Raw genomic sequence first — 26888 nt, 5'->3', positions numbered from 1 at the left:
GAGCTGGCTCTGCCCGGCGCGCATTCCGATATTGGCGGCGGCTACCTGCCTGCGACACGGGAAAACATCTACCTGACCCGACCGGAAGCAGCAACCGTGCCGCTGGATACCCCGCTGGCGGATACGCGAACTTACAGACATGCCATGAAACAGCTACCGATACTCGAATCCTCTGCGGTCGCGGCACCGCTCATTCGCACTAATGACATTACAGCTGACGCCTGGGAGGACACGAGAATGCCAGTCCATCCAAGAGACGGGATGCAGAAGCGCGCATTTGCTGCTCTGACAATGAAAAAACGGATCGTGAAGAACGACTGGTCGAAGGTGGTGCTGCGGGTGATGATCGATGCTGCGCAGGATGCGGGTGTGGTGTTTAAAGAGATTCAAAAAGAGGATGGCTTTAATCTTAGTCCAGACCTTTTAAAACTGTCTGAAAAATCGATGTTAATGGGCCAAGAAAGTCGTTCAGGGGAAATATCATCAAAATTTAATCAGCAAGAAATTGACTATATTGCTAAAGCTTTCATCCACTGTTCAGCAAACTGGAACAGCATCAAACTGAATGAAAAAGGAAAAAACTATGGAGGAACCTCGGTTTCAGAAGTAATTAGCTTTGTAAATCGTCCAGATGAAAACTGGCAACGGACAATATACAACATGGATGGGGTTAAAAAATGAATTATGGAAAACAGTCTTTACTCGCTTTAGCGCTGGTTATATTAGGTTGCCATTCCGGTAAAATGATAACACCTGAAGAAACAGGTGAAATGCCCTATGGGATGGTTGAGTTCGCATTTTTTACGCCAAAGGCATTGCCCGCTGATGTTACCTATGTTGCCATTATTGATGACATGAAAATAGTTTACTCATTCAAAAGCCTGGATAGCATTGAGGATAATTGGGCAACAGTAGGTACATGGAATAATAAAGTCAGACGACACGCACAGTTCAATAAAATCAGGCACCCGCCCGTTACAATGCTGTTTTGTTGGGATTCTGTTATTGATAAAAAGACCTATGAAACATATGTGATTTTTCCTGAATCCGTCAGGCAAAAGATGAGTGTATCAACAGGGATAGACAATCATGGGGAAAAAGCTTGGTTTAATACCTTACTGTTTGGTTTAGCTCCTGAGGGTAAAGTAAAAATTTGGCTCCAGAACACTGCCAGCGGAAATGGTAGCAGCCCGGTAGAACCCGTAAAGATAACGACATTTTCCGGCGATAAATTGGAGGGTTGTAAAGGGATAACTCAGCATTCGCAAGGTTACGAATATTCCAAAGAGACCGAAAAATTTATTAATGGGAAAGTTTACCCTTATGGTAAGTGGTGAGATTTCTACGGGTAACGTATTAAACATGGACGGAATAAGAAATGAATTACGGAAAACGGTCTTTACTCATAATGCTTCTTATTTTATCAGGCTGTCATACTGGCGAACCCGCATTGCCAGAAGAAACTGGCGCAATGCCATATGGGATGTGGGAGTTTGCTTTTTTTACTCCTAAAGCACTTCCCGCCCGAGTGACCTATGTCGGTATCATTGATGATAAAAAGATCCTGTATTCCTTCAGAACGCTCGACAGTACTGAGGATAATTGGGCAACCGTGGGTACCTGGAATAACAAAGTAAGACGGCATGCCCAGTTCAATAAAGCTCGGCACCCTCCGGTCACAATGCTTTTTTGTTGGGATTCAATCATCGATAAAAAAACCTACGAAACGCGAGTCACGTTTCCTCAACGTATCAGGGAAAAGATGAGTGTTTCATTTGGGTTAGATCATCATGGTGAAAAAGCCTGGTACAACACGTTGGTGGTTGGTCTGGCTCCTGGAGGTAAGGTGAGGATTTGGTTACAGGATACCGTTGGGGGGAATGGGAACTTGCCCGTAGAACCAAAAAAATCACCACACTTTCCGGCGATAAGTTGGAGGGGTGTAAAGGCATTACCCTCGCCAATTTCGATTACAGCATCCCCGATGGATACGACCAAAATATAAAAGACTTTATCAAAGGCAAAACCTATCCGTACGGCGAATGGTGAGGTTTAGATGAGTAACGCATTCAACATGGAAAGAATTAGAAATGAATTACGGAAAACGGTCTTTACTCGCAGTGTTACTTGTTTTATCAGCCTGTCATTCTGATGAGTATGCAACACCGGAAGAAACCGGGGAAATGCCGTATGGACTTTGGGAATTCGCCTTCTTTACGCCGAAAGATCTTCCGGCATTTGTAAACTACGTAGGTATTATTGATGACAAAAAGGTCGTCTACTCTTTCAGATCTCTCGACAGTGTAGATGATAGCTGGGCAACCGTAGGTACATGGAATAATAAAGTAAGACGGCATGCGCAGTTCAATAAAGCCCGTCATCCACCAGTTACTATGCTTTTCTGCTGGGACTCAATTATCGATAAAAAAACGTATGAAACGCGGATAACCTTCCCAGAGTCCCTTGGAGACCAAATGAGTGTTTCAACCGGATTAGATCATTATGGTGAAAAGGCGTGGAATAACACGCTGCTCTTTGGGCTTGCTCCTGGAGGCAAGGTGAGGATCTGGCTTCAAAATTCTTCAGGAGGTAATGGGAGCATACCTGTGGAGCCGAAAAGAATAACAACTGTATATGGGGATAAACTGGAGGGATGTAAGGGGATAAGCAACCTTGATATGTCTTATGAAATCCCTGATGGCTACGACCAAAATATAAAAGACTTTATCAAAGGCAAAATCTATCCGTACGGCGAATGGTGAGATTCAGGCAAGTAATAGATTAAGCATGGAAGGAATTAGAAATGAATTATGGAAAACGGTCTTTACTCACAATGCTGCTTGTTTTATCAGGCTGTCATACTGGCGAACCCGCATTGCCAGAAGATACTGGTTCAATGCCATATGGGATGTGGGGGTTTGTTTTTTTCACGCCTAAGGAACTCCCCGCTTTCGTCAATTATGTTGGCATTATCGACGAAAAGAACATCCTCTATTCATTCAGGAATCTGGATAGTATAGATGAGGATGACTCAAGCGTTTCTACGTGGGATAAGCAGTACATGCGTTTTGCAACGTTTAACAAAGCACGGCATCCCCCTGTAAATATGCTGTTTTGCTGGGATTCCATTATTGATAAAAAAACCTACGAAACGAGAATCACATTTCCGGATTCTGTGCGGACGCGAATGAGTTTGTCCACAGGGGTAGATATGTTCGGAGAAAAGGCATGGTACAGCACGATGTTGTTTGGCCTGGCGCCTGGGGGAAAGGTCCGAGTCTGGCTTCAAAATAGTGGCGGTGGTGACAACCTCCCTGTAGAACCTGTAAAAATATCCACGCTCTCAGGGGAAAAACTCGAAGGCTGTATGGGGATAAGCAACCTTGAAATGTCTTATGAAATTCCTGATGGATACGACCAGAGCATAAAAGACTTCATCAAAGGCAAAACCTATCCGTACGGCGAATGGTGAAGCGGGTGGCGGCGGCCACCCTGCTTACTTCTTCAATGGATACAAAAATATCGCCCCACTTTGCCCCACCACCAGCTGCTGATTGCCGACAAACAGCGGCTGCATCCAGATATCAATGTGCAGCAGCATATCCACCAGACCATCAATCATCAGCCCTTTTTGCGCGGTGCTGTAGTAGATGGGGGTATAGGCGAAAAACTGTCTGCCGTTCTGTTCGTTGATGCCGGTGAACTTTCCTTTCAGCACGAAACGGTTGTCGTTCGGGCTGGTGATGGTCGTTAAAATCGAACCATTCACCGTCTGCATGTGCGAATCGTAAATCTCTTTTCGCATCGACATCAAATCGTAGAATCCCAGCTGTAAAAAACCCTCGACGTTAGACTGCGGGACGTTTGCGGTTTGCATAACTCGCAGCCCCGCAAAAGCGAGCGCCACAAGCAGAAAGCAGGACAGGGCCAGTTTCCAGTTAAGCGCAGGTTTCCATCTCACTGATTTTTCTCCTCGTCTCACGCAGTATCAGGTTGTTCAGTTGGGTCGGGTCGATGCGCCAGTGATAGATGGCCATCACCAGCTGTTTTTTGTCGCAGCGGCTATTCAGCGCAAAGGTGTAGTTCAGCGTTTGATCGATACTCTGGTAATAGACCGTCATGGTCATGGACTGGGTTTTGATCTGCTGGTTAATGGTATACAGCGTGTCTTTGATTTTGCTGTAAAAATCTTCTTTACTCATCTCCAGGCGGTTGGACTCGGACAGCTCGTAAATATGAATGTTGCTGTAAACCGCGACTTCCTGCTCTGCCGCGACGATTTTTGGCCCCTGATTACCGGCATAGTGCCAGCCAAAGATCGCGCCAATCATGACGGTGACCAGCAGGGCTGCCAGGGTGATGAACGGATGCTGAAACCGGGATTTGGCCGGTACAATAACGGGGCGTTCAGCGGGAACCGCGATCTCAATGGAGGGCGTTTCAATTACCTTAACGGGTTCAGAAACGATGTCCGGCTCGTCGGCAGCGTTGTGCTCAACGGTTGGGCTGAGGGTGGGCAACACAAAGCCATCGATCTCCGTGTCCGGCAGATCAATCTCGTCACTCTCTTTCTCAACGAAACGGCACCACGCCTGCTCAAGCAAATACCCCTTTTTGGGGATTGTTTTGATAATTTTTTGTTGTTTGCCGTCGTCTTCTAAAGCGGAGCGTAAAGCATGGATGGCATTGGGAAGACTATTATTACCAATAACCCGACGTTCCCAGACCAGCGTCGTCAATTCTTCGCGAGTGAGAATTTTTCCTGCATTTTCAAGAAGTACATCTAATAGTTTTAATTGATATTCCCCCAGGCGTTTTCTTTCGCCCGTGACCATGCTTATGAGGGAGCCGGAGGGTAGATCAACTAACCAGTTATTAACGGTGGAATATTTTTTTCTCATGGCGACAGGTGACAAAAAGCCACTCCTGAATCAATTATTCATCTCCGCACCGAGCGAAAAAGTCGCGCAATGCTTAATGTAAATTAATCATTAATTCCGTTTAAAATTCATTTGAGAATTGCCGCGTGCCTGCGGAGATTATGCAAAAACGAGCGGTTTTACGACGTAAACAGGGATTTCGCTCTGCGGAACGGCATGTGCGTGCCGGTCATTTTCCGCCTTTTCCAGTATGAGATTAGGAAGTTTCTCTTCCTTGACACATTTTTACGCGATAAAACTGTGATGTGCAACAAATTATTAAGTTAATTCTCTAAACAACCATTAATGAGAATCGTTAAACGTTAATAGTGATCTGTGGATGTTTTTTATATTAATAGATTGTTCTTTTATGTGAATTTGGTGTTTTATTTTTTCCCGCCGATAAAATATTGTTACATTTGGATAAATGAATACATTAAATATTTTTAAGTTGCGTTTAAGTTAAGGAGAGAGTGTGTCGCATTGGTTTTTAATTTACCTTTCGCAATTTATGCGGTTATTACTCAGACCAGGCTTTTTCTTATAGACGTAATTTTTAATTTTTTTTCATCGCCGATTTAATTCTCCCTTTCAGTGTGTCGTTTTACTTGAGTACCAGAGAGAAGAGCCTGACAGACAGGTTCACAAGGAGATTACTAACATGGCACTTTCTATTTTCACTAACGCGTCTTCCATGGCTTCTACTAACGCACTGAATAAATCCAACAGCATGCTGTCTACTGCAATGGAACGTCTGGGTACCGGTAAACGTATCAACTCCGCAGCGGACGATGCAGCTGGCCTGCAAATCGCAACCCGCCTGCAGGGTCAGAGCAATGGTATGGCTGTTGCACAGCGCAACATCTCTGACGCGACTGCGCTGCTGCAGACCGCAGAAGGTGCTTTTGATGAAGTGAGCAACATCATGTACCGCATGAAAGACCTCGCAACACAGGCAGCGAACGACACGAACGGTACTGAAGATCGCGCTGCGCTGCAGTCTGAAATGGACGAACTGAACGCTGAACTGACCAACATTATGGACAACACCAAATACGCAGGCGAAAACCTGTTCGGTGCGAGCGGTAAATTCGCTTCTGCAATGAACTTCCAGATCGGTGCATCTGAAGGCGAGAAACTGACTGTAAACGTGAGCACAGAACTGACCACCGTGACCGGTTCCGGCGGTATGGGCGCACTGACTGCTTCTGGCGCGCTGACCACTGTTTCTGGCGCACAGGCGATGATCACAAGCGTAGAAGGCGCTATCTCTGAAGTGGGTACCCTGCGTTCTAAACTGGGTGCAAACATCAACCGTCTTGGCCACACCGCGGCTAACCTGGCGAACATGAAAGACAACACCGATCTGGCGCTGGGTAACATCCGTGATGCTGACTTCGCGTCTGAAGCCTCCAGCATGACCCGTAACCAGATGCTGGCCCAAACCAGCATGTCCATGCTGAAGCAGTCCAACAGCATGTCCGGAATGGTGATGTCCCTGCTGGGCTAATCCCAATCCGTTCGATGAAAACACCGCTGTAAGGCGGTGTTTTTGTTTGCGGCCTTTCCCCTTCCTGTCTTTTCCCATTCGGGGAAAGTTGCCTTCCCGGTAAATCGTAACTAACTGAATTAACTAAATTTAAAAATTGGCACGATGGTTGCATTAACTGAGCATGGTTTAGCAACAGGTGCGAATGGAGACAACTACTATGGCAGATTTCAGCAGCATAGATCCGACGACGCTGGCGCAGTCGCTGGCGTCCTACGACATCATGTCGATCCAGAATCAGCTGAAGACCAAAACAGCCACGATGACGTCGCAGAAAAAAGCGCTGGACGCGCTTCGCACCGCATTAACCGATTTTCGCAGCGCCATTAAAGGGCTGAACAGCACCAATGACGGGATGTTGCAAAACAGCGCCACCGTCAACCGCGAAGGGATTGCGACCGTCACGGCCAACTCCTCGGCGCAGAAGGGCACATACAACATCGAAGTCGATCAGCTGGCGTCCGCCCATCAGATCGGTTTCGGCGATCTGACGGATGATGCCATCAAAGATGCCACCGGCATGATGGAGATCACCCTCGGCGAAGGGGCGGATGCGAAAACCATCAACGTTGATATGGACAGTATCAACAGCCTGAGCGATCTCACCAAAGCCATTAATGGCGATGAAAATAACCCCGGCGTCACCGCTTCGCTGATCCGCACCGACGGTAAAGTGACGCTGATGCTGAGCAGCGACGAAAGCGGCGCAGCCAATAAGGTAACCGTCGGCGGGACGGCAGGTTTTAACTCGGCGAACGCCAAAGAGATCTCGAAAGCGCAAGACGCCAAATTCCGTATGGGCGAAATGGAATTTTCCAACAGCAGCAACACGCTGGATAAGCTCATCGACGGCGTGACCATCGAACTGACGTCTAAGACCGAAGCCGACAAGCCGCTGACCATCACCATCGGCACAGATACGGCGGGCACCAAAGAGCAGCTGCAGACCTTCATTACCTCATACAACACCCTGCAGGACACGCTGCAAAAACTGACCAAAAGCGGCAGCGGCGACGGTGAAGAGCGCGGCGCGTTTGCGGGCGATGCCACCATGGCCTCCCTCGATCGCGAGCTGAACGACGTGCTGCGCACCCAGTTTGGCGGCAAGCGGATGTCCGATTTCGGCATCACAGCGGATAAAGACGGCAAGCTGGAGATCGACAGCAAAAAGCTCGACGCCGCGCTGACCGCCGATCCGCAGGCGCTGACGGGCCTGTTCAACGGCAAAGACGGGCTGATCGCGGCGGTGGATAAATCCCTCGACCGTTACCTCAATTCGACCACCGGCCTGCTGAAAGGTCGCCAGGAAGTGCTCGACCGCCAGCAGAGCGATATCGACACCAAAACCGAAGCCATGAATTCGCGTTATGACTCCTCGTATAACCGCTATCTGAAGCAATTTACTCAGTTGCAGCAGGCCATGGCCCAGATGGAAAACACCAAGAGTATGTTTGGTTTAGAGTAAGGAAAACAGAGCTTTTATGTACGGGAACGAACAGCAGGGCTTCGGCCATTACCAGCAGTCCGACTTAGCAATTCAGGCGGCGGCAGCGAATCCGCATCAACTGGTTTTGATGCTGTTTAACGGCCTGATGGATGAACTGGTGCGGGCAAAAAGCCACATCGCGGCGCGTCGCTATGACCGTAAGGTCCAGAGCATTAACAAATGCATCGACATCCTTAATGCCCTGACCAGCTCGCTGGATTTCGACAAAGGGGGCGAGCTGGCGCTGAGCCTGGCGAACCTCTATGACTACTGCGTTTATCGTCTGTATGACGCCAGCCATAAGCTCTCCGTTGAGCACGTTGAAGAGGTGGAAGTGATCCTCCGCAACCTGCAGGACGGCTGGGAAAAAATGGGGCAGCAGAATGGATGATCTACAGGTTATGCGTTTTCTGGCGCGTTCCCTGGAGCAGGCGGCCAGTCAGCACGACTGGCCGAAAATGCAGGAGGTCGACGCGCAGATCGCCGGGCTGTTGATCTCCCTGCAAGGGCAGACGCTGACGGCGGAAAAACGTGAGGCGCTGACGGCACTGCGCACGGTGCATCAGCAGGTGAGCCAGTACAGCCAGCAGCAAAGCGATGAGCTGGCGCAGCAGATGGCCCGCGCGCGTCGCAACCGTGAAGGCGCAAGCGCCTACGCGCAGTTTGCCGATGTGGGAGAGAAAGGCTGATGAATCTGCTGCTCACGCCACTGACGTTAACGCCTGCCACCCCGGAGCCGGGAGCCATTGCCCCGGCGCTGCCCGCGACGGACACAGCATCGGCGACGCTGCCGGGTGCGCCTGTCGGCGAGCCCGCGCCTGCGGAGTTCAACGACGCGCTGCTCAATATCATCAATAACCTGTTGGGCGGTGAGAAAACGCGCGACACCACCATGGTGCTGGCGGGGCTTAAGACGGATGACGAAGACGACGACGCGACGACGGACACCGCCGACAGCGCACAACCGGCGCCGGATACGCTAACGCCGCCGCAGGCGCTGCTGGACACCTTGCTGATGGCAAGCCAGATGCCGGTCAAAACGCTGAATGCCGCCCCGGCCGCACCGCAAAGTGGCGAAGCGCTAAAAATGCAGACGCTGTCGGCGGGGCTTATGCCGCAGGCCCACTCGTCACAACCGACGCCTGTGCCCGCACCATTACCTGTGACGCAGGCGCAGGCAGTCGAGCATACCAAACCGCTCGCCGCCGAGGTGGTGAAAACCCTGGCTGACGTGCTGCCTGCCGCAGGGCAGCCGGTCGCCAGCGGGCAGACATTCTCGACGGCGATGGAGAAGCAAACCGTGCATTTGCCGCCGGTCAAACTGGACGCAGACGAAACCAAATGGGCGCAGCAGTTGCACAGCGCGCTTAACGATCGGCTGCAGATTCAGGTCAAAAACCAGGTGCAGCACGCCACCATCCGTCTCGATCCCCCAGAGATGGGCAAAGTGGATATCTCGCTGCAGATCGAAAATGGTCGGATGCAGGTACACATCAGCGCCAGCAACAGCGAGACGGTGCGCGCGCTCCAGCAGATCAGCAATGAACTGCGCCAGAGCCTGACAGAGCAAAACGTTGTCCAGGTGAACGTGCAGGTATCTACCCAGTCCGGACAGCAGCAAGGACGCGGACAGCAACTGCCATCCCAGGCAGACAGGCCTGAAGCAGGGGCAGAGATAGCCGCAGAGGACGCACACTCCACTGACGGTACAGACGATTCAGTATTACTTACGGTTTAACTTATGACTTTGAAGACTTTTTCTTTAGGGCTGGTGATTGCCCTGATAGCAGCCACTTTTGCCGCCGTACTGACCGTCATGGGCACGCATTTGCTCAGCCAGGACGAGCATAAACGCTCCATCATTTCTGATTTCTTCAGCTCGTCGAAAGAGAGCGTGGTGGAGTTTGTCGAAATCAAAAACGTGGTCGTGACATTAAAAAGCCCCGGCGATTCCGAGCGCTATCTGCTGCTGGAGCTGGCCCTGACCACTGATTCCGCCGCCGACACCAGCCGCGCGGAGGAGATGTCTCCGGCCATTCGCGGCGCGACGGTCAATGCCCTCTCAGCGATGGACTACGACGCGGTGCGTGAAATGAGCGTGGAAGCCCTGCGCGATAAGCTGATGAATGCGTACACGGCACGCTTTGAGAGCCTCAATACGCGTATGCCGTTTAAAGACGTCATCATCAGCAAAATGGTTTTCCAGTAAGAAACGGTAGTCGACTGACATGATGGATTTTATTGCGGATGACGCGCTGACCCCGGCTGACGAAGCGAAGTACATCAACGCGTACTTACCGCTTGTGCACCGGGTGGTGAAGCAGCTCTCCTGGCAAACCAGCAGCGTAATGGACAAAGAGGACATGGAGCAGATCGCCCTGATGGGTCTGCTGACCTCCCTGCGCCGCTACGGCCACCCCGATGAGCAGTTTGGCGCTTATGCGGCTGCGCGCGTGCGTGGCGCGGTGCTGGATGAGCTGCGCGAGCTGGACTGGCGTCCGCGTCGGCTTCGACAGAAGAGCCACAAAATCAACGATGCGATCCGCGACATCACGCGCAAGCTGGGGCGCACGCCGACGTTTGAGGATCTCAGCGAGCATCTCTCCATCACCGCTGACGAATACCACGAGTATTTACTGCTGGATTGCGCCAGGACGCTGGAAAGTCTCGATGAATTATTAGGTGAGGATGCGCTGCACGGCACCCTCAACACCCGCTCGCTGGAGGACGAAATGGTCACCAGCGGCACGTTAAAGGCTGCGCTGGCGAGCCTTGATGAGCGTGAACAACTGATTCTGACGCTCTATTACCAGCAGGAAATGAGTCTGAAAGAAATCGCGCTGGTTCTCGATCTGACCGAGGCGCGCGTCTGCCAGCTTAATAAAAAGATCGCTCAAAAGATCCAGTGTTTTTTCCAGAAGTGAAAGGTATATGCAAAAGTTTCTCGGTATTTTCATTATTTTTGCCTGCGTTGTCGGCGGGTTTCTGATGTCCGGCGGCCGTCTCGCCTCGTTCTGGCAGCCCGGCGAAATCATCATCATTTTAGGGGCCGGTCTGGGGGCGATGGTGCTCGCGAATCCGCGTCCGGTTCTGGCAGAGATGTATCGTCAGTTTCGCGGCATTATGCGCAAAAACGAGTACACGGATGAGTATCAACGCCAGCTGCTGATGCTGCTGTTTGAACTGCTGGAGCTGGTGCAGGACGGTGGTCTGAAGGTGCTGGATGCACACATCGAAGTGCCGGAAAGCAGCCCGCTGTTCCAGAAATATCCGCTGATCCTGCAGAACAAAGCGCTGATCACCTTTATCTCTGACAACTTCCGCCTGATGGCGATGGGCAAGATCAACGAGCACGAGCTGGAAGGGATTCTGGAGCAGGAGCTGGTGGCGATGGAAGAGAACCTGCTGCAACCGTCCCGCTCGCTGCAACGTACCGCAGAAGCGATGCCGGGCTTCGGTATCTGTGCGGCGGTACTGGGGATCATCATCACCATGCAATCCATCGACGGCTCCATTGCGGTGATCGGCGTGAAAGTGGCGGCGGCGCTGGTCGGGACCTTCCTCGGCGTCTTCTTCTGCTACTGCCTGATGGACCCGGTGGCGAACGCCATGGAGCAGAACACCAAAAAACAGCTCGCGGTGATCGAGTGCGTGCGTACCGTGCTGGTGAATCACGTGGCGGGCAAGCCCACGCTGCTGGCGGTGGATGCCGGACGTAAAATGCTGCCGCTCGATTCGAAACCGACCTTCGCCACGCTCGACGGCTGGGTGAACCAGATGACGGGTGAATCCTGATGCGCGGCACACGCGGAAAAGAACATACCACCATCATCAAACGCTCCTCGCGCAAAAGCCACGACACCTTTCATGGCGGGGCGTGGAAGGTGGCCTTCGCCGACTTTACCCTCGCGATGATGGCGCTGTTTATGGTGCTGTGGATCATGGGCTCGGTGACGGAAGAGGAGCGCAAAGAGATCGTCTCTCAGCTCAACGGCGAGTCGATTTTTGAAGGCAACTCCCTGACGCCAATCACCCAGCCGCACGGCAGCGGCGGTAAAATTGCGGTCACGGAAAAACGCGATCGCGAAGCGAAAAAATCATCCGCAGAAAAACCGATGACTATTCAGGCGGGGCTGAAAGGCGAAAGCCTGGAGGACGTGAATAAGCGTTCCCAAAGGGAGATCGAAGATCTGGCGCGGATCATCATGAAGATCACCTCGGCCTACGATGCCCAGTCGAACCTGAAAATGGAGATCGTCCCGCAGGGGCTGCGGATCCTGATCACCGACGATCAGAAGCGCGAGATGTTCCAGCGCAGCAGCGCGATCCTGACGCCGTTCTTTACTCGTCTGCTGACGGAGTTCTCCCCGGCGCTCAACAAGATCGACAACAAAATCATTATCACCGGCCACACGGACGCTACCCGTTTCCGCGACCAGGATCTCTACAACAACTGGAACCTGTCCGGCGAGCGAGCCATGCAGGCGCGTAAAGTCCTGACCAGAGCCGGGTTAGCGCCAGGGAAAATTTTGCAGGTGAGTGGAATGGCCGATCAGATGCTGCTCGACCCGGAAAATCCGCTCAGTTCCTCGAACCGCCGCATTGAAATCATGGTGCTGACCCACTCGGCGAGCGAGTCGCTATACCAGTTCTTTGGTCAGCACGGCGAGAAAGTGATCAAGCCGATCATTGATAAACTCTCGCAGAAACAATAGACGATTGAGTGATGTTGACCTTTATCCCTTTCCCGATCCTGCGCTGTATGGCGCTGGCTGCCGCGCTGATGGTGGCCGGGACTTTTCATGCCGACGCCGCGCCGCGGCGTGAGACGGTCTCCGAAGAAGAGGCCGCCGCCAACGCGCGGATGCGCAATCGCGCGGCGCTGCTGAAAAAAGCCCGCACCCGCATCGCCGTGGTGCCGGTGACGCCGGAGCAAAAGCGCAAGCTGAGCGAGGCAAAACGCCTTGAGCGGGTACAAAACCGCGAACAGCTGGCGATGCATAAACGCTGGCAGCCTGGAAAGCTCTCGACGGACATGATCTGGGAGCCGCTCCCCGGCGAGAAGATGAGCCCGCGCCTGCAGGCGTCGCTGAAAAAAGTGATTCATTTGCTGCAAGAGCAGATTGGCAAACCCTACGTCTGGGGCGGCCAGACGCCGGAGCAGGGCTTTGATTGCAGCGGCCTGGTGTTCTACGCATTCACGCCGGTGCTGAGCCGCAATCTGCCGCGCACCGCCAACGGTATGTATCAGGACCGCACGCTGAGACAGATAAAACAGGACAAATTGCGACGCGGCGATCTGGTGTTCTTCAACATCAACCAGCGCCCCGGCGCGGATCACGTCGGCGTCTATCTCGGGGACGGCAAATTTATCGAAGCCCCGCGCACCGGCCTGAATATTCGCATCAGCCAGCTTTCCGATAACTTCTGGCAGGACCACTATCTCGGTGCCCGCCGCATTTTAACTGACGAGGCTGTGCTCTGACGCGGCCCCCTTTTTCAGAACGATTGAGACATTTTCCATGACCCAGACTTGCAAAAAATTCGCCATCGACGACGGTTCCACTAACGTCAAAATCAGCTGGATTGAAAACGGCACCCTGAAGACCGTGGTCTCGCCAAACTCCTTCCGCAAAGACTGGAAGAGCGCGGCGCTGCTGCGCGGCCAGGCGGTGCACAACTACACCATCGGCACCACCAAATACACCTACGATGCCACGTCCGATAAGGCGCTCTCCACCACCCATATCGACTATCAGTACGACGATTTAAACCTGCTGGCGGTGCATCACGCCCTGCTACAGACCGGGGTAACGCCGTGCGACGTAGAGGTGATTGTGACCTTACCGATCACCCAGTTCTACAAGCCGGACGACTGTCAGCGTAACGAAGAGCGCATCGAAGCGAAGCGCCAGAATCTGATGCGCGATATCTCCCTGAACAAAGGCGAGCTGTTCCGCATTGTGGATGTGCAGGTGATGCCGGAGAGCCTGCCTGCGGCGCTGTCTCACCTGCTCAACTCGAACGTTAATGAATTTACCAAATCGCTGGTGATCGACTGCGGCGGCACCACCCTGGATATGGGCGTGGTGATTGGCGAATTCGACGATGTGTCGGCCATCTACGGCAACAACGAAATCGGCGTGGCGATGGTGACGGACGCGACGCGCAAACTGCTGGCCGCTGCCGACAGCGACTCCAGCTATCTGGTGGCGAATGAGCTGATCAAGCGCCGCCACGATCTTAACTTTGTAAAAAGCGTGATTAACGACGAATCGCGCATCGATGACATTCTCGAAAAGATTGAGATTAAAATTCAGGAGCTGGGCGATCAGGTCGCTTACGAAGCGAAAAAATTCGCCAAAAACCCGAACCGCGTTTACCTGGTCGGCGGCGGTGCGCACCTGATCGAAGGGGCGATTCGCGACGTTTACGCGACCCTCGGCGATCGCGTGGTGAGTATTGAAAACCCGCAGAGCGCGCTGTCGCGCGAAATCTGCCTGTATCACTCTGACGCCGGTGCGCAGACGGTCGAGGAGCCGTTAATGGCCGAGGTGGGTGACGATGCGTAAGGGACAGATTCGCCGCGTCAATCTGTCCCTGCACCTGACGCCAGACCAGTCGCGCGCGGATCTGCGCGCGATGCAGCAGCTGCAAAAGTGGCATCAGTCCATGGACAAGTCTGCCAGCATTGACGACACGAATATGGAGATCCGCGCGTTCCACCGTGACGTCTACCTGGCGGGCCTGCAGCTGCACCTGATGGACCCGTCCCTGTGCCACCATGTGGCGGAATCGCTGGGGCGCGAAACGCTAACGCTCGCGCAGCTGCTGGAGGAATTGACGCCGCAGGAGTCTGTGCCGGAAAAAGCGGTGGATACTTCCGCAGAGCAGCTGGCGCAGTTGCAGATGATTCGTGACGAAGTTGCAGCCCTGAAGCCGCTGCTGGAGCAGCAGAAGCTGGCGTTACAGCAGTTAAGAATGGCCGGGAAAACGGCGTCGGAACCTGAGCGCGCGGCGAGTGGCAAAGAAGAACTGGATTTGAGTCAGGTGGATGCGCCGACGGAGAAGATGAAGAAGGTGCGGCAGAAGGGCATTTTCTAGCGGCTGGTGCCTGCTATCCTGACCCTCTCTCTGTGTGAGAGGGCCGGGATGTGAGAACTAAACACAGCGATCAGGTAATGACCATCGGCCAGTCAGGCGGGGTATGGCTCATCGCTTCGATCATCACCTCTTTCATGTTGCCCCAGATCGTCGCCACGTCCACCATGGTGATACCCAGTAATCCCGTCGCGAACCAGCATGCAGCGCCTACGCCCAGTAAGGTGCTAATCACCGCCAGCCCCGCAAGGTCAGATTTACGAAATTGAATGTTCAGCGTGCTGGCTAAAAACATCAAAACCGCACTCAACAACGGCCAGCGCAGTAAAACCATGCTGGTGGTAATGGTCGCCATAAAACCAAATCCTCGAAAAGCGTGTGAACAACAATGAAACAGTGTTTCGCGTTACAGAATATGTGTGAACTATATCACATTTGTTCTTTTATTCGCCAGTCTCGTTGCGGCAAAAATGTGCGCTTTTTAACCCTTCTCAGTAAAAGAAGGGGTACGCAAAATATATCTTTGCAGACTAATCGTGATTTCATGCACGTCTTTATAACGAATTCATTGAGATACAAAAGTCTCTACAGCCAGGAGGGGTCTGTACAATATTTACAGTATTAGACCTATGGCTTATGCTTGAACGGACAATAAAATATACACAATTAATAATTCAGGTTACTGAATTCATTGCTTTTTATTCTCTGGTGTCACTTATTATTCACACACACATGCAATTTTTCACATATTTATGCGTTGCCTGGAATAAAAGCTCTCAATGAGATTATTCGAATCCTGAGTTATTCGTTGCGCCTGTTTTCTATGTTTCAACGACCTGCGAATAAACATGATGAAAGAGACATGCCGCGAAATTGTTAACGACAGCATGCAGGCTTTGCATGCTTTAGCAAAATTGATGCCGCTGTTAACGTCCCAGTGTTCGCTGACTGAGATGCTGGAAACGATCAACCGCTCGCTGGGTTCGGCGCTGGCGTGGGTGAGTGTGGATGATGATAGCGGCTTGCCGCGCGTGGTTTGCGCGGGTGATGTCACCTGCCACTCTTTTGAAGTAACCGATTTTCTTGCCAGCACTCTGATGAAGCGTCATCACCGCTCGTGGCGCGCGATTTACTGGAAAGAAAATATTGGCCGCTCGCTTTTTAACGCCCAGCATCCTGGTTATGTGCAATTACAAAGCGGCGTGTTATGTAAACTCTCTTCCCGGGATGGCAGCTGCAACGGCTATTTCTTCCTGGGTTTTTCGCAACGATTGTGTGCATTACCGACGCTGAAAAATGTGGTGGTCGTGCTGGTCGAGAAATTAAAAGATTATTTTGCCGATATGATTTCCCGCGAGCGAACGGCAAAAGAGATGCAGCTGGTGGTGACGCAATATAAAACGTTATTTGAACGCGCGCCGGTATTAATGAACTCTTTTGATCGGCGTAATCGCTGCGTACTGTGGAATATGGAGTGTGAAAAGATATTTGGCTGGACGATGGCGGAGATCAATATGTATCCCGATCCGCTGGCGCTCTTTTATCCCGATCCGGAAGTGCGGCAGCGGGTCCGCGAATCGGTCCATGTGTCGCCTCTGAAAGATATGTACGAGTGGCATCCGATCCGTAAAGACGGGGAAGAACTCACCATTCTGTGGTCGAACATTCTGCTGCCGGACGGCTCTATTCTGAATATTGGTCTGGATATCACCGAGCGTAAAAAAGCCGAGCAGCAGCTGGCGCTGAAAGCCACCACCGACGACCTGACCGGCTGCTTGAATCGTTCGGCGATTTTACAGGCGCTGCAGAGCGCTCTTGAACACAATCAAACGCGCGACAGCCCTTTCTGCGTGCTGATGTTTGACCTGGATTATTTCAAGCAGATCAACGACGAGTGGGGCCATCAGGTGGGTGATGCCGCGTTGATCCACTTCTGCGATCGCCTGCGCGAGTTAAGCCCTGCACATTCCGCACTGGGGCGGGTTGGCGGAGAAGAGTTTTTACTTCTACTCTCAGAGGCGGACTGTGAAGCGGCTATAGCCCTCTCGACAAAGCTGCGTGCAGCGCTGCTGGAGCGGCCGATGTGGGTGGGCGATAAATCTCTGCTCCTCACCTTTAGCGCCGGAGTGGTGGAGGTCGGACGTGGACAGCGCGATACCTCGTCGCTGCTTACCCGCGCCGACAAAGCTTTATATGATGCAAAACGAAGCGGCAGAGGGAAAACGGTGATTGCCATTGATTATTTATAAATCAATATCGGGGTAAGCCGTATCCAGTAAGTCTGAAAATTGATGATCACGCTGAGCTTTTTTCATGCTGTCGTGAGTTTGGCTTAATCAATGATCCTCTGTTGTGTTATCTTAAAACTCACCGTTAAGTCTTGATATTTATTTTCCTTAATAAAAACGGCACGCATTCTTTAAGTTTGGCTTACGGACAAATAATATCGTCATAACCAAATATTGGGTTTCTGATGATAAAAGTCAGTTGCTAACTTCGCATGATTCATGCAACGTAATCACCTGTTTATCAAAGCATCCGGCCTTCATTACTACAGGCACACATATTGCAGGGATATAGGGCGGAAATGAATCGTAGCGCACGGCGCAAGGTGCTGAGGGTAGTCGGGATCATCATGGTAGTTTTGCTACCGGTGATGCTGGCGCTATGGTTTGCCCAGCTAAGAGCCGTCACCGAAACAAGCAGTCAGCTACGCTCCTTTGCGCAACTCGCTTTAGATAAAACTGAACTGGTAATTGAACAGGTTGATTTAGCCCGCGACGCCGCCGAAAAATATCAGGGAGAGATTTGTTCCCCCGCTCATCGGCAATATATGTTGAACGTTGTGCGTGGCCGTCTGTATGTGTCCGATTTAATTTATGCCGAAGGCCAGCAGTTTCTCTGCTCCACGGTAATGACTCCCGATAAGCCGTATCTGATACCTGACGCAAATTACAAACGAAAACCTGACGTCTCTATCTATTATTTCCGCGATACGCCCTTTTTTGCTGGTTATAAAATGACTTATATGCAGCGCGGGAATTATGTCGTCGTGGTCAATCCGCTCTCATACAGTGAAGTGATGTCGACAGATCACTCTCTGGCGTGGGGCGTATTTGATACGGTGACCAATGCCTTCTTTTCCGTCAGTCCACGGGCCAATATTTCTTTATTACACACGCTCGTCGGAAATGTGAGCGCGCCATTTCAAAAAGACGATCGTTTTTACACCATCGTCAGCTCAGCGAAGCGGCCTATTGCCGCGATCGTCTCAACATCCAATACCCGTTTTTATGAAATTCTTTACCACCAGGCCACATTGACCCTGCCGCTGGGGATGATTTGCAGCATTATTATTTTGCTGGTCTGGTCGCGCACGCACCGTGAATTTAATTCGCCAGGACGGTTATTGCACCGCGCGCTCAATAAGCGCCAGCTGTGCGTTCATTATCAGCCGATCATTGATATTAAAAATAACCGCTGCGTCGGCGCCGAAGCGCTGCTGCGCTGGCCGGGGTTTAATGGCCCGGTGATGAGCCCGGCAGAGTTTATTCCGCTGGCGGAAAAAGAGGGGATGATTGAGCGCATTACCGATTATGTCGTCGAAGAGGTGTTTAACGATCTCGGAGATTTCCTCGGCAACAATCCGCACCTCTATATTTCGATTAACCTGTCGGCGTCGGATTTCCACTCGTCGCGCCTGATTGCCCTGATCTCGGATAAAGCACGGCATTACTCCGTGCGGGCGCAGCAAATTAAGATTGAGGTAACGGAGCGCGGATTTATTGATGTGCCGAAAACCACGCCGGTGATTCAGGCGTTTCGCCAGGCGGGTTATGAGGTGGCGATCGATGATTTTGGCACCGGGTATTCGAACCTGCATAACCTCTATTCGCTCAACGTCGATATCCTGAAAATCGATAAGTCGTTTATCGATACCCTGACCACCAATAGCACCAGCCACCTGATTGCGGAACACATCATTGAGATGGCCCAGAGTCTGCGGCTGAAAACCATTGCGGAAGGGGTGGAAACGGCGGAGCAGGTGACCTGGCTCCTCAAGCGCGGCGTGCAGTATTGTCAGGGCTGGCACTTTGCGAAGGCGATGCCGCCGCAGGAATTTATGACCTGGCAGCAACAGCCTGTCGGCGTGCTGATCCCGCGCACGAGTTAATTCAGCTGGTGGCGGTAGTCGCTCGGCGTGCGGTCGAATTCGCGACGAAACACCCTGGAGAATGTCTGCTGCGACACATATCCCAAATCCATCGCAATATCAAAAATCGGACGCTTGGTCGTGCGCAGAGCCTGTGCGGCCAGCAGTAACCGACGCTGACGGATGTAATCCCCCAGAGTCTGATGCATAACGGTGCGGAACATCCGCTGCAGATACCACTTCGAATAGCCCGACTTTTTAGCGACAGCGTCAATATTTAACGGTTGGTCGATATGTTCATCAATCCATTCAATCAATGTCTGAATAATTTGCTGATGCGACATAAGGTTGCCCCTCTTTAGATACAACTTTCTCTGTTGATTCGTCGTTTTCTCTGCGGGGGAGTATAATTCCTCAAGTTAACTTGAGGTAAAGAGGTTTTATGGAAAAGAGATTACCCAGAATTAAGGCGCTGCTGACGCCGGGGGAAGTCGCAAAGCGTAGCGGGGTGGCGGTCTCAGCGCTGCATTTCTATGAAAGCAAAGGCTTAATTAAAAGTATCCGCAACGGGGGCAATCAGCGCCGCTACACCCGCGATGTGTTGCGCTACGTGGCGATTATCAAAATTGCGCAACGGATCGGCATTCCGCTGGCGACCATCGGCGATGCGTTTGGCGTGCTGCCGGAGGGGCACTCCCTGAGTACGAAAGAGTGGAAGCAGCTATCCTCCCAGTGGCGTGAGGAGCTGGATCGGCGCATTCATACGCTCGTGGCGTTGCGCGATGAACTGGACGGATGTATCGGCTGCGGGTGCCTGTCGCGCAGCGACTGCCCGCTGCGAAATCCGGGGGATACGCTGGGTGCGCAGGGGACCGGCGCGCGGCTGCTGGAAGAAGATTGAATTCGCAGGGTTTATATGCCGGATGGCGCAATGCATATCCGGCCAACAAAAAACGCACAATCCTGTGGGCGGACTAAAATGTCATAGCTACCCAACGCAGAAAAAACTAAAGCGCCAGACTAAGGCGCTTTAGTTTATTCCCGGTCTTTGTCTTTCTCTCTATCCCGTTGGTACACGGGAGGGTTTCCCCCGACATCAACACCCCTCATGTCGAGCACGTTGGGGAGGTTCCGGTTTGTGTTGACACTTTAATTGTATGCAAAACCCGGTTGTTCGCCAGTGGCTTTGGTCAGAATCTCGCCAAAACTTTTTCGCCATGTTGTGCAATTTTCTATAGTTAGTTTGTATGAATCATAGGAGAAAAACCATGCTGACGCTCCACCACCTGAACCAGTCCCGCTCCCAGCGCGTCATCTGGGCGCTTGAAGAGCTATCTGTGCCGTATCAGATTGTCCGCTATCAGCGTGAAAAAACGATGATGGCGCCCCCGTCGCTCAAAAAAGTGCATCCCCTGGGGAAATCGCCGGTAATCGAGGATGACGGCCTGATCCTCGCAGAGTCCGGTGCCATTCTGGAATATCTGCAGGAGACCTATGATACCCAGTCGCAGCTCAAGCCCGAGGGCGCGGCGGACAAAAATCAGTACCGCTTCTGGCTGCACTATGCGGAAGGTTCCCTGATGCCGCTCCTGCTGATGAAGCTGGTGTTTGCCAGCCTCGGTAAGCCGCCGATTCCGTTTGGTATGCGCTCGCTTGGCAAAGTGCTGGGTGGGGGCGTGCAAAAAGCCTGGCTCAATCCGCAGCTCGAAACCCACGCGCGCTACATCGAATCTCATCTCAGCGAACACCCCTGGTTTGCCGGTGAGCAGCTGAGCATGGCCGATATCCAGATGACTTATCCGATCTTCGCACTGCTGACACGCGGTGGGATCGACAATCTTCCGCACACCCAGGCGTGGAAAAAAAGAGTGGAAATGCGTCCTGCCTGGCAACGCGCCATTCAGCAGGGCGGGCCTTTTGAGATCCCTGGCGGGTGACAGATTGTTATCAAATTGCGCATTCACGATAACGTTTGCGCATCCTCTGGTTATTTCTTCAGCGTCATAAGGGAATTTTAGCGAAAAACGATAAAGTTCAGTTGAAAAGGGCGTGGATTACGCTAGATAATCGTTTGCCTTCAATTCACCACCCGTTTTGTCAGCGCGGAGCTAAACGTTTGCTTTTTTTGTGACGGCCCCTTTTCGTCGCAAACGCAGCACAAGGATTTGACGTTTCGCTGGCAGTGGAGTTGTCCACCACGCTGACAGGCGAATGATAAAAATTTCTCAGGGGATGTTTTCTATGTCTACGCCATCAGCGCGTACCGGCGGTTCACTCGACGCCTTGTTTAAAATTTCTGCTCGCGGCAGCACCGTGCGTCAGGAAGTTGTTGCAGGTCTGACGACGTTTCTGGCGATGGTTTACTCCGTCATCGTGGTGCCTGGCATGCTGGGTAAAGCGGGCTTCCCACCGGCGGCCGTTTTCGTTGCCACCTGTCTGGTTGCGGGCGTCGGCTCCATCGTCATGGGCCTGTGGGCAAACCTGCCGCTGGCGATTGGCTGTGCGATCTCGCTGACCGCCTTTACCGCGTTTAGCCTAGTGCTGGGTCAGCACATCAGCGTGCCGGTCGCGCTGGGTGCGGTATTCCTGATGGGTGTGTTGTTCACCATCATCTCCGCCACCGGGATTCGTAGCTGGATCTTGCGCAACCTGCCGCAGGGCGTGGCGCACGGCACCGGTATCGGTATCGGCCTGTTCCTGCTGCTGATTGCGGCGAACGGCGTCGGTCTGGTGATCAAAAACCCACTGGACGGCCTGCCAGTGACCATGGGCCATTTCGCCAGCTTCCCGGTGATTATGTCCCTGATTGGTCTGGCGGTGATTATCGGCCTGGAAAAACTGAAGGTGCCGGGCGGTATTCTGCTGACCATCATCGGTGTTTCGATTGTCGGTTTGATTTTCGATCCGACCGTTCACTTCTCCGGCGTTTTCGCCATGCCGTCTCTGAGCGACGACCAGGGTAACTCCCTGATTGGCAGCCTGGATATCGTCGGTGCGCTGAACCCAATTGTTCTACCAAGCGTGCTGGCTCTGGTGATGACCGCGGTGTTTGATGCCACTGGCACCATCCGCGCTGTCGCGGGGCAAGCGAACCTGCTGGATAAAGACGGGCAGATTATCGATGGCGGCAAAGCGCTGACCACCGACTCCCTGAGCAGCGTCTTCTCCGGCCTGGTCGGTGCGGCACCGGCAGCGGTGTACATCGAGTCCGCAGCGGGTACGGCGGCAGGCGGTAAAACCGGTCTGACGGCGATCACCGTGGGCGTGCTGTTCCTGCTGATCCTGTTCCTCTCTCCGCTCTCCTATCTGGTTCCGGCCTACGCGACCGCGCCTGCGCTTATGTACGTGGGTCTGCTGATGCTGAGCAACGTGGCGAAAATTGATTTCGCGGATTTCGTCGATGCGATGTCCGGCCTGATTACCGCCGTGTTTATCGTACTGACCTGTAACATCGTGACCGGCATCATGATCGGTTTCGCCTCGCTGGTGATTGGTCGTCTGGTCTCCGGTGAGTGGCGCAAGCTGAACATCGGCACCGTGGTGATTGCCATTGCGCTGGTGGCATTCTATGCGGGCGGCTGGGCGATTTAAGCCCGTCCGACGCCTTAAAACGGGTGGCTTAGGCCGCCCGTTTTCATTTTCAGACCCATTTCGTTGTCTTTTGCGTTACTCTGGAAGCGGTAGAATAGAAGCACGACGCTTCATGCTTATGCCTGTCATACGTCTGGTTGCACGTGCGTTGGCTGCGGTCATTCTCCCTCATCACTTACTTGAGTAAGCTCATGGAGATGCACTTACTGCCACCTTCTTTCAACTCGACTTATTTAGGGCATACACAATAAGAAACACGCAAACAGGGAACGCATGGAAATCTTCTTCACAATACTCATCATGACCCTTGTGGTCTCACTTTCCGGGGTAGTTACCCGCGTACTACCCTTCCAGTTACCCCTCCCGCTGATGCAAATCGCCATTGGTGCGCTGCTGGCGTGGCCGACGTTTGGCCTGCACGTTGAGTTCGACCCCGAGCTGTTCCTCGTGCTGTTCATTCCGCCGCTGCTGTTTGCCGACGGCTGGAAAACGCCGACGCGTGAATTTCTTGAACACGGGCGAGAGATATTTGGTCTGGCGCTGGCGCTGGTTGTCGTCACGGTTGTCGGGATAGGGTTCCTGATTTACTGGATGGTACCGGGCATTCCGCTGATACCGGCCTTTGCACTCGCCGCCGTCCTGTCGCCAACGGATGCCGTGGCCCTTTCCGGTATCGTCGGCGAAGGCCGGATACCGAAGAAAATCATGGGCATCCTGCAGGGCGAAGCGCTGATGAACGACGCTTCCGGTCTGGTGGCGCTGAAATTTGCCGTCGCAGTGGCGATGGGAACCATGATTTTTACTATCGGTGGCGCGACCGTTGAATTCTTTAAGGTGGCGATTGGCGGCATCCTGGCCGGTTTTGTGGTGAGCTGGCTGTACGGTCGCTCGCTCGGGTTCCTCAGCCGCTGGGGCGGTGACGAACCCGCCACGCAGATCGTCCTGCTGTTCCTGCTGCCGTTTGCCTCTTACCTGATTGCCGAACATATCGGCGTATCGGGCATCCTGGCAGCCGTCGCGGCGGGGATGACCATCACCCGTGCGGGTGTGATGCGCCGCGCACCGCTGGCGATGCGTCTGCGCGCCAACAGCACCTGGGCGATGCTGGAGTTTGTCTTTAACGGCATGGTGTTCCTGCTGTTGGGCCTGCAGCTGCCGGGCATTCTGGAGTCCTCGCTGGTGGCGGCAGAAGCCGATCCGAACGTGGAAACCTGGATGCTGTTTACCGATATCGTGCTGATTTACCTGGCGCTGATGCTGGTGCGTTTCGGCTGGCTGTGGACGATGAAAAAATTCAGCCTGCGTTTTCTGCACAAGAAGCCGATGGAGTTTGGCTCTTGGACCACGCGCGAGCTGCTGATTGCCTCGTTTGCGGGCGTTCGCGGGGCGATTACCCTCGCCGGTGTGCTCTCGATTCCCCTGCTGCTGCCGGATGGCAACGTCTTCCCGGCGCGTTACGAACTGGTGTTCCTGGCGGCTGGCGTGATCCTGTTCTCGCTGTTTATCGGCGTGGTGATGCTGCCGATTCTGCTGCAACACCTGGAGGTGGCCGACCACTCCCAGCAGCATAAAGAGGAGCGTATCGCGCGCGCGGCGACCGCCGAAGTGGCGATTGTGGCGATTGAGAAGATGGAAGAGCGTCTGGCGTCCGATGCGGAAGAGAACATAGATAATCAGCTGCTGAAAGAGGTGAGCTCGCGGGTGATTGGTAACCTGCGCCGCCGCGCCGATGGGCGTAACGACGTAGAAAGTTCGATGCAGGAAGAGAATCTGGAGCGCCGCTTCCGTCTGGCCGCGCTGCGTTCAGAGCGAGCCGAACTTTACCACCTGCGTGCTACGCGCCAGATCAGCAATGAGACGCTGCAAAAACTGCTGCACGATCTGGATTTGCTGGAAGCCTTGTTGATAGAACAGTAGGGCGCGCGGCCTGATGGCGGCATCCATTCCCTCTCCCTTTCGGGGGAGGGGGAACACCCGCCGCAGGACTTACTCCGCTGCGACCCAAAACCCCTCGCAGCACGTCAGCCACGCCTGGGCGCTGTGCGACAAATAAACCCCTTCGCGCCAAATCATCCCCAGCTGCCAGTGCAGATCGCTCTCAAGCGGTATCCAGCGCAGCGTGTTCTTATCCAGACGCTCGCAAATCGGCTGCGGCAAAATCGCAATCCCGACGCCCGCCTGCACCATGGCGGCAAGAAAATCCCACTGGCCGCTGCGCACGGCGATGCGCGGTTTGACGTCGTGCTGATGGAAAAGCTGCATAAGCTGGCGGCTCAGGGCGAAATCCTCGTTATAAATCAGCAGAGGATGCTCTGCCAGCAGCTCGGGTTTTACCGTATCAATCTGCAGCCAATCGCCGGAGCGCGGGACCAGCACGCACAGGGGGTGGCTAAACAGCGGAAGCGTCGCCAGGCCGCTGTCCTCTTCGACGGGCAGGGCCGTCATCGCCAGATCCAGTTCGCCGTTCATTACCGCCTGTTGGACGGTCAGCCCGCCGAACTCGGAGATCTTCAGCTCGACGCCGGGATAGCGCTGGCGATAGAGGCTGATCGGTCCGGCCATCATCATGCCGACCATCGGCGGAATGCCTAAGCGCAGCAGGCCCTTGTTCAGGTGGTTAATATCGCCAAGCTCGGCTTCCAGCTGGCGGAACTCGGCCAGAATCGCCAGACCGCGCTCAAACACGACGCGCCCGGTGTCTGTCAGCAACAGCTTGCGGCCATCGCGAATCAGCAGGGTACAGTTCAGTTCATCTTCGAGATTTTTCAGCATTTTGCTGATGGTGGGCTGGGTGACAAATAACTTCTCCGCTGCGCGGGTAAAACTCTGCTGGCGAACCACTTCGACAAAATAGCGCAGCGTTCTTATGTCCATGATTATTCCTCGAAACTATACCTTTGATGATTTTAATTCATTTCTGTCCACTCCGTGTGGTCACTATACTGGCGCCTTGTCTCATTTCTGAGGAATTCCCCCATGGCCGTGGCGTTAGGTCGTATTACGCCTGCTGTTGTGCAACGGCTCCAGGTACCGGTTCAGGTACTGCTTTATGCCGCGCTGTTTGTTTTCGCTGAATATCTCGTTACCTGGCTGCATCTGCCGCTGCCCGCCAATCTGGTGGGAATGGTACTGATGCTGACGCTCATTCTGTGCCGCGTCATCCCTCTGAACTGGATCCGCGCGGGCTCTCGCTGGCTGCTGGCGGAAATGCTGCTGTTCTTTGTTCCGGCGGTGGTGGCGGTAGTGAACTATGCGCAACTGCTGATGGTCGACGGCTGGCGGATTTTTGCCGTCATCGCCCTGAGCACGCTGATGGTGCTCGGCGCGACGGGATGGGTGGTGGATAAAGTCTATCACTATGAGATAAGCAGGCAGAAGCATGACTAACTTTCACATCAGCGTGCTGTGCCTGGTGGTCACGCTGGTGATCTATTTTGCCAACAAACGCCTCTATCGCCGCTTTCACGCCCTGCCGCTGATGCCGCTGGTCTTTACCCCGTTGTTACTGGTGCTGATGCTGATCTTCGGCCACATCTCCTGGCAAAACTACATCGGTGAATCCCACTGGCTGCTGTGGCTGCTCGGCCCGGCGACTATCGCCTTTGCCGTGCCGGTTTATGACAATCTGGCGGTGATCCGACGCCACTGGATGTCCCTCACGGCGGGAGTTGTGACGGCAACGGTCGTGGCAGTGACCAGCTCTGTGTGGCTGGCACGCTTGTTCACGCTGTCGGATGAGATCCAGCGCAGCCTGGCGGTGCGTTCCGTCACCACACCCTTTGCGCTTGCGGCGGCGAAACCTCTCGGCGGCCAGCCGGATCTGGTGGCGCTGTTTGTGGTCGTAACCGGCGTGTTTGGGATGGCGGTGGGCGATATGCTGTTTTTACGCCTGTCGATCCGCGAAGGGATGGCAAAAGGCGCCGGATTTGGCGCGGCGTCGCACGGTGCGGGGACGGCGCGTTCTTATGAGATGGGTCAGCAGGAGGGCGTGGTCGCCAGTCTGGTGATGATGCTGTCCGGTGTGGTGATGGTGCTGGTTGCCCCGCTGGTGGCGTGGGTGATGTTCTGAAGACTCCCCGGCCGCGTGAC

Annotated in this window: 29 protein-coding genes and 2 pseudogenes; 25 read left to right on the top strand and 6 right to left on the bottom strand. The window is 53.5% G+C overall.

Features of this window, described 5'->3' with window-relative positions; genetic code table 11:
• The 5 genes and pseudogenes from F153LOC_RS21635 to F153LOC_RS20625 form a co-directional block, all read left to right on the top strand.
• Positions 1–681 (top strand): annotated as a pseudogene (locus tag F153LOC_RS21635) (type VI secretion protein); the annotation flags it as partial.
• Positions 678–1337, top strand: coding sequence for a DUF2931 family protein (locus F153LOC_RS20640; protein ID WP_102105711.1), 660 nt, complete (start codon positions 678–680; stop codon positions 1335–1337). The pseudogene F153LOC_RS21635 and the gene F153LOC_RS20640, both read left to right, overlap by 4 nt.
• Before the next feature lie 41 nt (positions 1338–1378).
• Positions 1379–2005, top strand: coding sequence for a DUF2931 family protein (locus F153LOC_RS20635; RefSeq protein ID WP_233210377.1), 627 nt, complete (start codon positions 1379–1381; stop codon positions 2003–2005).
• An 85-nt stretch (positions 2006–2090) separates the two neighbouring features.
• Positions 2091–2762 carry a DUF2931 family protein gene (locus F153LOC_RS20630; protein WP_102105712.1) on the top strand — a complete coding sequence of 224 codons (672 nt, stop codon included), beginning with the start codon at positions 2091–2093 and terminating at the stop codon, positions 2760–2762.
• Positions 2763–2803: 41 nt separating this feature from the next.
• The gene (locus tag F153LOC_RS20625) at positions 2804–3472 is read left to right on the top strand and encodes a DUF2931 family protein (RefSeq protein WP_102105713.1); all 669 of its coding nucleotides are present in this window, start codon (positions 2804–2806) and stop codon (positions 3470–3472) included.
• 24 nt (positions 3473–3496) lie between these two features.
• Here F153LOC_RS20625 and F153LOC_RS20620 read toward each other — a convergent pair whose 3' ends face one another.
• The 3 genes and pseudogenes from F153LOC_RS20620 to F153LOC_RS21815 form a co-directional block, all read right to left on the bottom strand.
• Positions 3497–3961: a hypothetical protein gene (locus F153LOC_RS20620; RefSeq protein WP_102105714.1), complete on the bottom strand. Its 465-nt coding sequence runs from the start codon at positions 3959–3961 to the stop codon at positions 3497–3499.
• The gene (locus F153LOC_RS20615) at positions 3939–4604 is read right to left on the bottom strand and encodes a hypothetical protein (protein ID WP_233210379.1); all 666 of its coding nucleotides are present in this window, start codon (positions 4602–4604) and stop codon (positions 3939–3941) included. The genes F153LOC_RS20620 and F153LOC_RS20615 overlap by 23 nt, the downstream gene beginning before the upstream one ends.
• Positions 4605–4658: 54 nt before the next feature.
• A pseudogene (locus F153LOC_RS21815) lies at positions 4659–4835 on the bottom strand (transcriptional regulator); the annotation flags it as partial.
• Positions 4836–5580: 745 nt separating this feature from the next.
• Here F153LOC_RS21815 and F153LOC_RS20610 point away from each other — a divergent pair.
• From F153LOC_RS20610 to F153LOC_RS20555, 12 genes are all read left to right on the top strand, one after another.
• Complete coding sequence (locus F153LOC_RS20610; protein ID WP_100778005.1) at positions 5581–6429, top strand: flagellin; 849 nt, start codon at positions 5581–5583, stop codon at positions 6427–6429.
• 184 nt (positions 6430–6613) lie between these two features.
• Entirely contained in the window at positions 6614–7933 is a 1320-nt protein-coding gene (gene fliD / locus F153LOC_RS20605; protein ID WP_233211686.1) for a flagellar filament capping protein FliD, read from the top strand.
• Between the two features lie 16 nt (positions 7934–7949).
• The gene (gene fliS / locus F153LOC_RS20600) at positions 7950–8345 is read left to right on the top strand and encodes a flagellar export chaperone FliS (RefSeq protein WP_100778003.1); all 396 of its coding nucleotides are present in this window, start codon (positions 7950–7952) and stop codon (positions 8343–8345) included.
• Positions 8338–8643 carry a hypothetical protein gene (locus F153LOC_RS20595; RefSeq protein ID WP_102105716.1) on the top strand — a complete coding sequence of 102 codons (306 nt, stop codon included), beginning with the start codon at positions 8338–8340 and terminating at the stop codon, positions 8641–8643. Before fliS ends, F153LOC_RS20595 begins: the two co-directional genes overlap by 8 nt.
• Positions 8643–9692 (top strand): flagellar hook-length control protein FliK, encoded by a 1050-nt coding sequence (locus tag F153LOC_RS20590; protein ID WP_233210376.1) that lies wholly within the window; start codon positions 8643–8645, stop codon positions 9690–9692. The genes F153LOC_RS20595 and F153LOC_RS20590 overlap by 1 nt, the downstream gene beginning before the upstream one ends.
• A 3-nt stretch (positions 9693–9695) precedes the next feature.
• Positions 9696–10163, top strand: a complete 468-nt coding sequence (gene fliL, locus F153LOC_RS20585) for a flagellar basal body-associated protein FliL (RefSeq protein WP_100778001.1) — start codon at positions 9696–9698, stop codon at positions 10161–10163.
• A 22-nt stretch (positions 10164–10185) separates the two neighbouring features.
• Entirely contained in the window at positions 10186–10878 is a 693-nt protein-coding gene (locus F153LOC_RS20580) for a FliA/WhiG family RNA polymerase sigma factor (protein ID WP_164971819.1), read from the top strand.
• Between the two features lie 7 nt (positions 10879–10885).
• Positions 10886–11749, top strand: coding sequence for a flagellar motor stator protein MotA (gene motA, locus F153LOC_RS20575; RefSeq protein ID WP_100777999.1), 864 nt, complete (start codon positions 10886–10888; stop codon positions 11747–11749).
• Entirely contained in the window at positions 11749–12669 is a 921-nt protein-coding gene (lafU, locus tag F153LOC_RS20570) for a putative lateral flagellar export/assembly protein LafU (RefSeq protein ID WP_102105717.1), read from the top strand. The genes motA and lafU overlap by 1 nt, the downstream gene beginning before the upstream one ends.
• 11 nt (positions 12670–12680) lie before the next feature.
• Positions 12681–13439, top strand: coding sequence for a C40 family peptidase (locus F153LOC_RS20565; RefSeq protein WP_102105718.1), 759 nt, complete (start codon positions 12681–12683; stop codon positions 13437–13439).
• 37 nt (positions 13440–13476) lie between these two features.
• The gene (gene parM / locus F153LOC_RS20560; protein WP_102105719.1) at positions 13477–14526 is read left to right on the top strand and encodes a plasmid segregation protein ParM domain-containing protein; all 1050 of its coding nucleotides are present in this window, start codon (positions 13477–13479) and stop codon (positions 14524–14526) included.
• A complete protein-coding gene (locus F153LOC_RS20555; RefSeq protein WP_102105720.1) occupies positions 14519–15058 on the top strand; it encodes a hypothetical protein in 540 nt (179 codons plus the stop codon). The genes parM and F153LOC_RS20555 overlap by 8 nt, the downstream gene beginning before the upstream one ends.
• Positions 15059–15128: 70 nt before the next feature.
• Here the strand turns inward: F153LOC_RS20555 and F153LOC_RS20550 are convergent, their stop codons facing one another.
• Positions 15129–15410: a YjcB family protein gene (locus F153LOC_RS20550; protein WP_100777994.1), complete on the bottom strand. Its 282-nt coding sequence runs from the start codon at positions 15408–15410 to the stop codon at positions 15129–15131.
• 496 nt (positions 15411–15906) lie between these two features.
• On the opposite strand from F153LOC_RS20550, the gene F153LOC_RS20545 reads away from it, so the two are divergent.
• Together F153LOC_RS20545 and F153LOC_RS20540 are read left to right on the top strand one after the other, a co-directional pair.
• Complete coding sequence (locus tag F153LOC_RS20545; RefSeq protein ID WP_102105721.1) at positions 15907–17304, top strand: sensor domain-containing diguanylate cyclase; 1398 nt, start codon at positions 15907–15909, stop codon at positions 17302–17304.
• Positions 17305–17642: 338 nt separating this feature from the next.
• Positions 17643–19229 carry an EAL domain-containing protein gene (locus tag F153LOC_RS20540; protein WP_102105722.1) on the top strand — a complete coding sequence of 529 codons (1587 nt, stop codon included), beginning with the start codon at positions 17643–17645 and terminating at the stop codon, positions 19227–19229.
• On the opposite strand, the gene soxS is transcribed toward F153LOC_RS20540, so the two are convergent.
• The gene (gene soxS, locus F153LOC_RS20535; protein WP_100777992.1) at positions 19226–19552 is read right to left on the bottom strand and encodes a superoxide response transcriptional regulator SoxS; all 327 of its coding nucleotides are present in this window, start codon (positions 19550–19552) and stop codon (positions 19226–19228) included. The genes F153LOC_RS20540 and soxS overlap by 4 nt on opposite strands.
• Before the next feature lie 98 nt (positions 19553–19650).
• On the opposite strand from soxS, the gene soxR reads away from it, so the two are divergent.
• The 4 genes from soxR to F153LOC_RS20505 all read left to right on the top strand — a co-directional run bounded on the left by soxR (position 19651) and on the right by F153LOC_RS20505 (position 24716).
• Positions 19651–20109, top strand: a complete 459-nt coding sequence (soxR, locus tag F153LOC_RS20530) for a redox-sensitive transcriptional activator SoxR (RefSeq protein ID WP_100777991.1) — start codon at positions 19651–19653, stop codon at positions 20107–20109.
• 367 nt (positions 20110–20476) lie between these two features.
• Positions 20477–21145: a glutathione S-transferase family protein gene (locus tag F153LOC_RS20520; RefSeq protein WP_102105723.1), complete on the top strand. Its 669-nt coding sequence runs from the start codon at positions 20477–20479 to the stop codon at positions 21143–21145.
• Between the two features lie 304 nt (positions 21146–21449).
• The gene (ghxP, locus tag F153LOC_RS20515; RefSeq protein WP_102105724.1) at positions 21450–22799 is read left to right on the top strand and encodes a guanine/hypoxanthine transporter GhxP; all 1350 of its coding nucleotides are present in this window, start codon (positions 21450–21452) and stop codon (positions 22797–22799) included.
• A 273-nt stretch (positions 22800–23072) separates the two neighbouring features.
• Positions 23073–24716, top strand: coding sequence for a Na+/H+ antiporter (locus tag F153LOC_RS20505; RefSeq protein WP_100777988.1), 1644 nt, complete (start codon positions 23073–23075; stop codon positions 24714–24716).
• Positions 24717–24785: 69 nt separating this feature from the next.
• Here F153LOC_RS20505 and F153LOC_RS20500 read toward each other — a convergent pair whose 3' ends face one another.
• Entirely contained in the window at positions 24786–25673 is an 888-nt protein-coding gene (locus F153LOC_RS20500) for a LysR family transcriptional regulator (RefSeq protein WP_100777987.1), read from the bottom strand.
• 102 nt (positions 25674–25775) lie between these two features.
• On the opposite strand from F153LOC_RS20500, the gene F153LOC_RS20495 reads away from it, so the two are divergent.
• A complete protein-coding gene (locus tag F153LOC_RS20495; RefSeq protein ID WP_102105725.1) occupies positions 25776–26186 on the top strand; it encodes a CidA/LrgA family protein in 411 nt (136 codons plus the stop codon).
• Complete coding sequence (locus F153LOC_RS20490; protein ID WP_100777985.1) at positions 26179–26868, top strand: LrgB family protein; 690 nt, start codon at positions 26179–26181, stop codon at positions 26866–26868. The genes F153LOC_RS20495 and F153LOC_RS20490 overlap by 8 nt, the downstream gene beginning before the upstream one ends.
• Positions 26869–26888 lie beyond the last annotated feature (20 nt).

The sequence above is a fragment of the Lelliottia sp. F153 genome, assembly GCF_002870005.1.
Taxonomy (GTDB): Bacteria; Pseudomonadota; Gammaproteobacteria; order Enterobacterales; family Enterobacteriaceae; genus Enterobacter; species Enterobacter nimipressuralis.
The sequence above is the reverse complement of the archived record's forward strand: the minus strand, read 5'-3'. Positions and strand labels throughout refer to the sequence as shown.

Excerpts from the sequence above, each read along its gene's own strand:
- F153LOC_RS20630 (WP_102105712.1), top strand. The coding sequence starts at position 2,091 with ATGAATTACGGAAAACGGTCTTTACTCGCAGTGTTACTTGTTTTATCA.
- fliS (WP_100778003.1), top strand. The coding sequence starts at position 7,950 with ATGTACGGGAACGAACAGCAGGGCTTCGGCCATTACCAGCAGTCCGAC.
- F153LOC_RS20550 (WP_100777994.1), bottom strand. The coding sequence starts at position 15,410 with ATGGCGACCATTACCACCAGCATGGTTTTACTGCGCTGGCCGTTGTTG.
- F153LOC_RS20490 (WP_100777985.1), top strand. The coding sequence starts at position 26,179 with ATGACTAACTTTCACATCAGCGTGCTGTGCCTGGTGGTCACGCTGGTG.
- F153LOC_RS20595 (WP_102105716.1), top strand. The coding sequence starts at position 8,338 with ATGGATGATCTACAGGTTATGCGTTTTCTGGCGCGTTCCCTGGAGCAG.
- soxR (WP_100777991.1), top strand. The coding sequence starts at position 19,651 with ATGGAAAAGAGATTACCCAGAATTAAGGCGCTGCTGACGCCGGGGGAA.
- F153LOC_RS20610 (WP_100778005.1), top strand. The coding sequence starts at position 5,581 with ATGGCACTTTCTATTTTCACTAACGCGTCTTCCATGGCTTCTACTAAC.
- F153LOC_RS20555 (WP_102105720.1), top strand. The coding sequence starts at position 14,519 with ATGCGTAAGGGACAGATTCGCCGCGTCAATCTGTCCCTGCACCTGACG.
- F153LOC_RS20545 (WP_102105721.1), top strand. The coding sequence starts at position 15,907 with ATGAAAGAGACATGCCGCGAAATTGTTAACGACAGCATGCAGGCTTTG.
- fliL (WP_100778001.1), top strand. The coding sequence starts at position 9,696 with ATGACTTTGAAGACTTTTTCTTTAGGGCTGGTGATTGCCCTGATAGCA.
- F153LOC_RS20625 (WP_102105713.1), top strand. The coding sequence starts at position 2,804 with ATGAATTATGGAAAACGGTCTTTACTCACAATGCTGCTTGTTTTATCA.
- F153LOC_RS20500 (WP_100777987.1), bottom strand. The coding sequence starts at position 25,673 with ATGGACATAAGAACGCTGCGCTATTTTGTCGAAGTGGTTCGCCAGCAG.
- F153LOC_RS20565 (WP_102105718.1), top strand. The coding sequence starts at position 12,681 with ATGTTGACCTTTATCCCTTTCCCGATCCTGCGCTGTATGGCGCTGGCT.
- motA (WP_100777999.1), top strand. The coding sequence starts at position 10,886 with ATGCAAAAGTTTCTCGGTATTTTCATTATTTTTGCCTGCGTTGTCGGC.
- fliD (WP_233211686.1), top strand. The coding sequence starts at position 6,614 with ATGGAGACAACTACTATGGCAGATTTCAGCAGCATAGATCCGACGACG.
- F153LOC_RS20520 (WP_102105723.1), top strand. The coding sequence starts at position 20,477 with ATGCTGACGCTCCACCACCTGAACCAGTCCCGCTCCCAGCGCGTCATC.
- F153LOC_RS20505 (WP_100777988.1), top strand. The coding sequence starts at position 23,073 with ATGGAAATCTTCTTCACAATACTCATCATGACCCTTGTGGTCTCACTT.
- F153LOC_RS20640 (WP_102105711.1), top strand. The coding sequence starts at position 678 with ATGAATTATGGAAAACAGTCTTTACTCGCTTTAGCGCTGGTTATATTA.
- F153LOC_RS20540 (WP_102105722.1), top strand. The coding sequence starts at position 17,643 with ATGAATCGTAGCGCACGGCGCAAGGTGCTGAGGGTAGTCGGGATCATC.
- soxS (WP_100777992.1), bottom strand. The coding sequence starts at position 19,552 with ATGTCGCATCAGCAAATTATTCAGACATTGATTGAATGGATTGATGAA.
- ghxP (WP_102105724.1), top strand. The coding sequence starts at position 21,450 with ATGTCTACGCCATCAGCGCGTACCGGCGGTTCACTCGACGCCTTGTTT.
- lafU (WP_102105717.1), top strand. The coding sequence starts at position 11,749 with ATGCGCGGCACACGCGGAAAAGAACATACCACCATCATCAAACGCTCC.
- parM (WP_102105719.1), top strand. The coding sequence starts at position 13,477 with ATGACCCAGACTTGCAAAAAATTCGCCATCGACGACGGTTCCACTAAC.
- F153LOC_RS20580 (WP_164971819.1), top strand. The coding sequence starts at position 10,186 with ATGGATTTTATTGCGGATGACGCGCTGACCCCGGCTGACGAAGCGAAG.
- F153LOC_RS20495 (WP_102105725.1), top strand. The coding sequence starts at position 25,776 with ATGGCCGTGGCGTTAGGTCGTATTACGCCTGCTGTTGTGCAACGGCTC.
- F153LOC_RS20635 (WP_233210377.1), top strand. The coding sequence starts at position 1,379 with ATGAATTACGGAAAACGGTCTTTACTCATAATGCTTCTTATTTTATCA.
- F153LOC_RS20590 (WP_233210376.1), top strand. The coding sequence starts at position 8,643 with ATGAATCTGCTGCTCACGCCACTGACGTTAACGCCTGCCACCCCGGAG.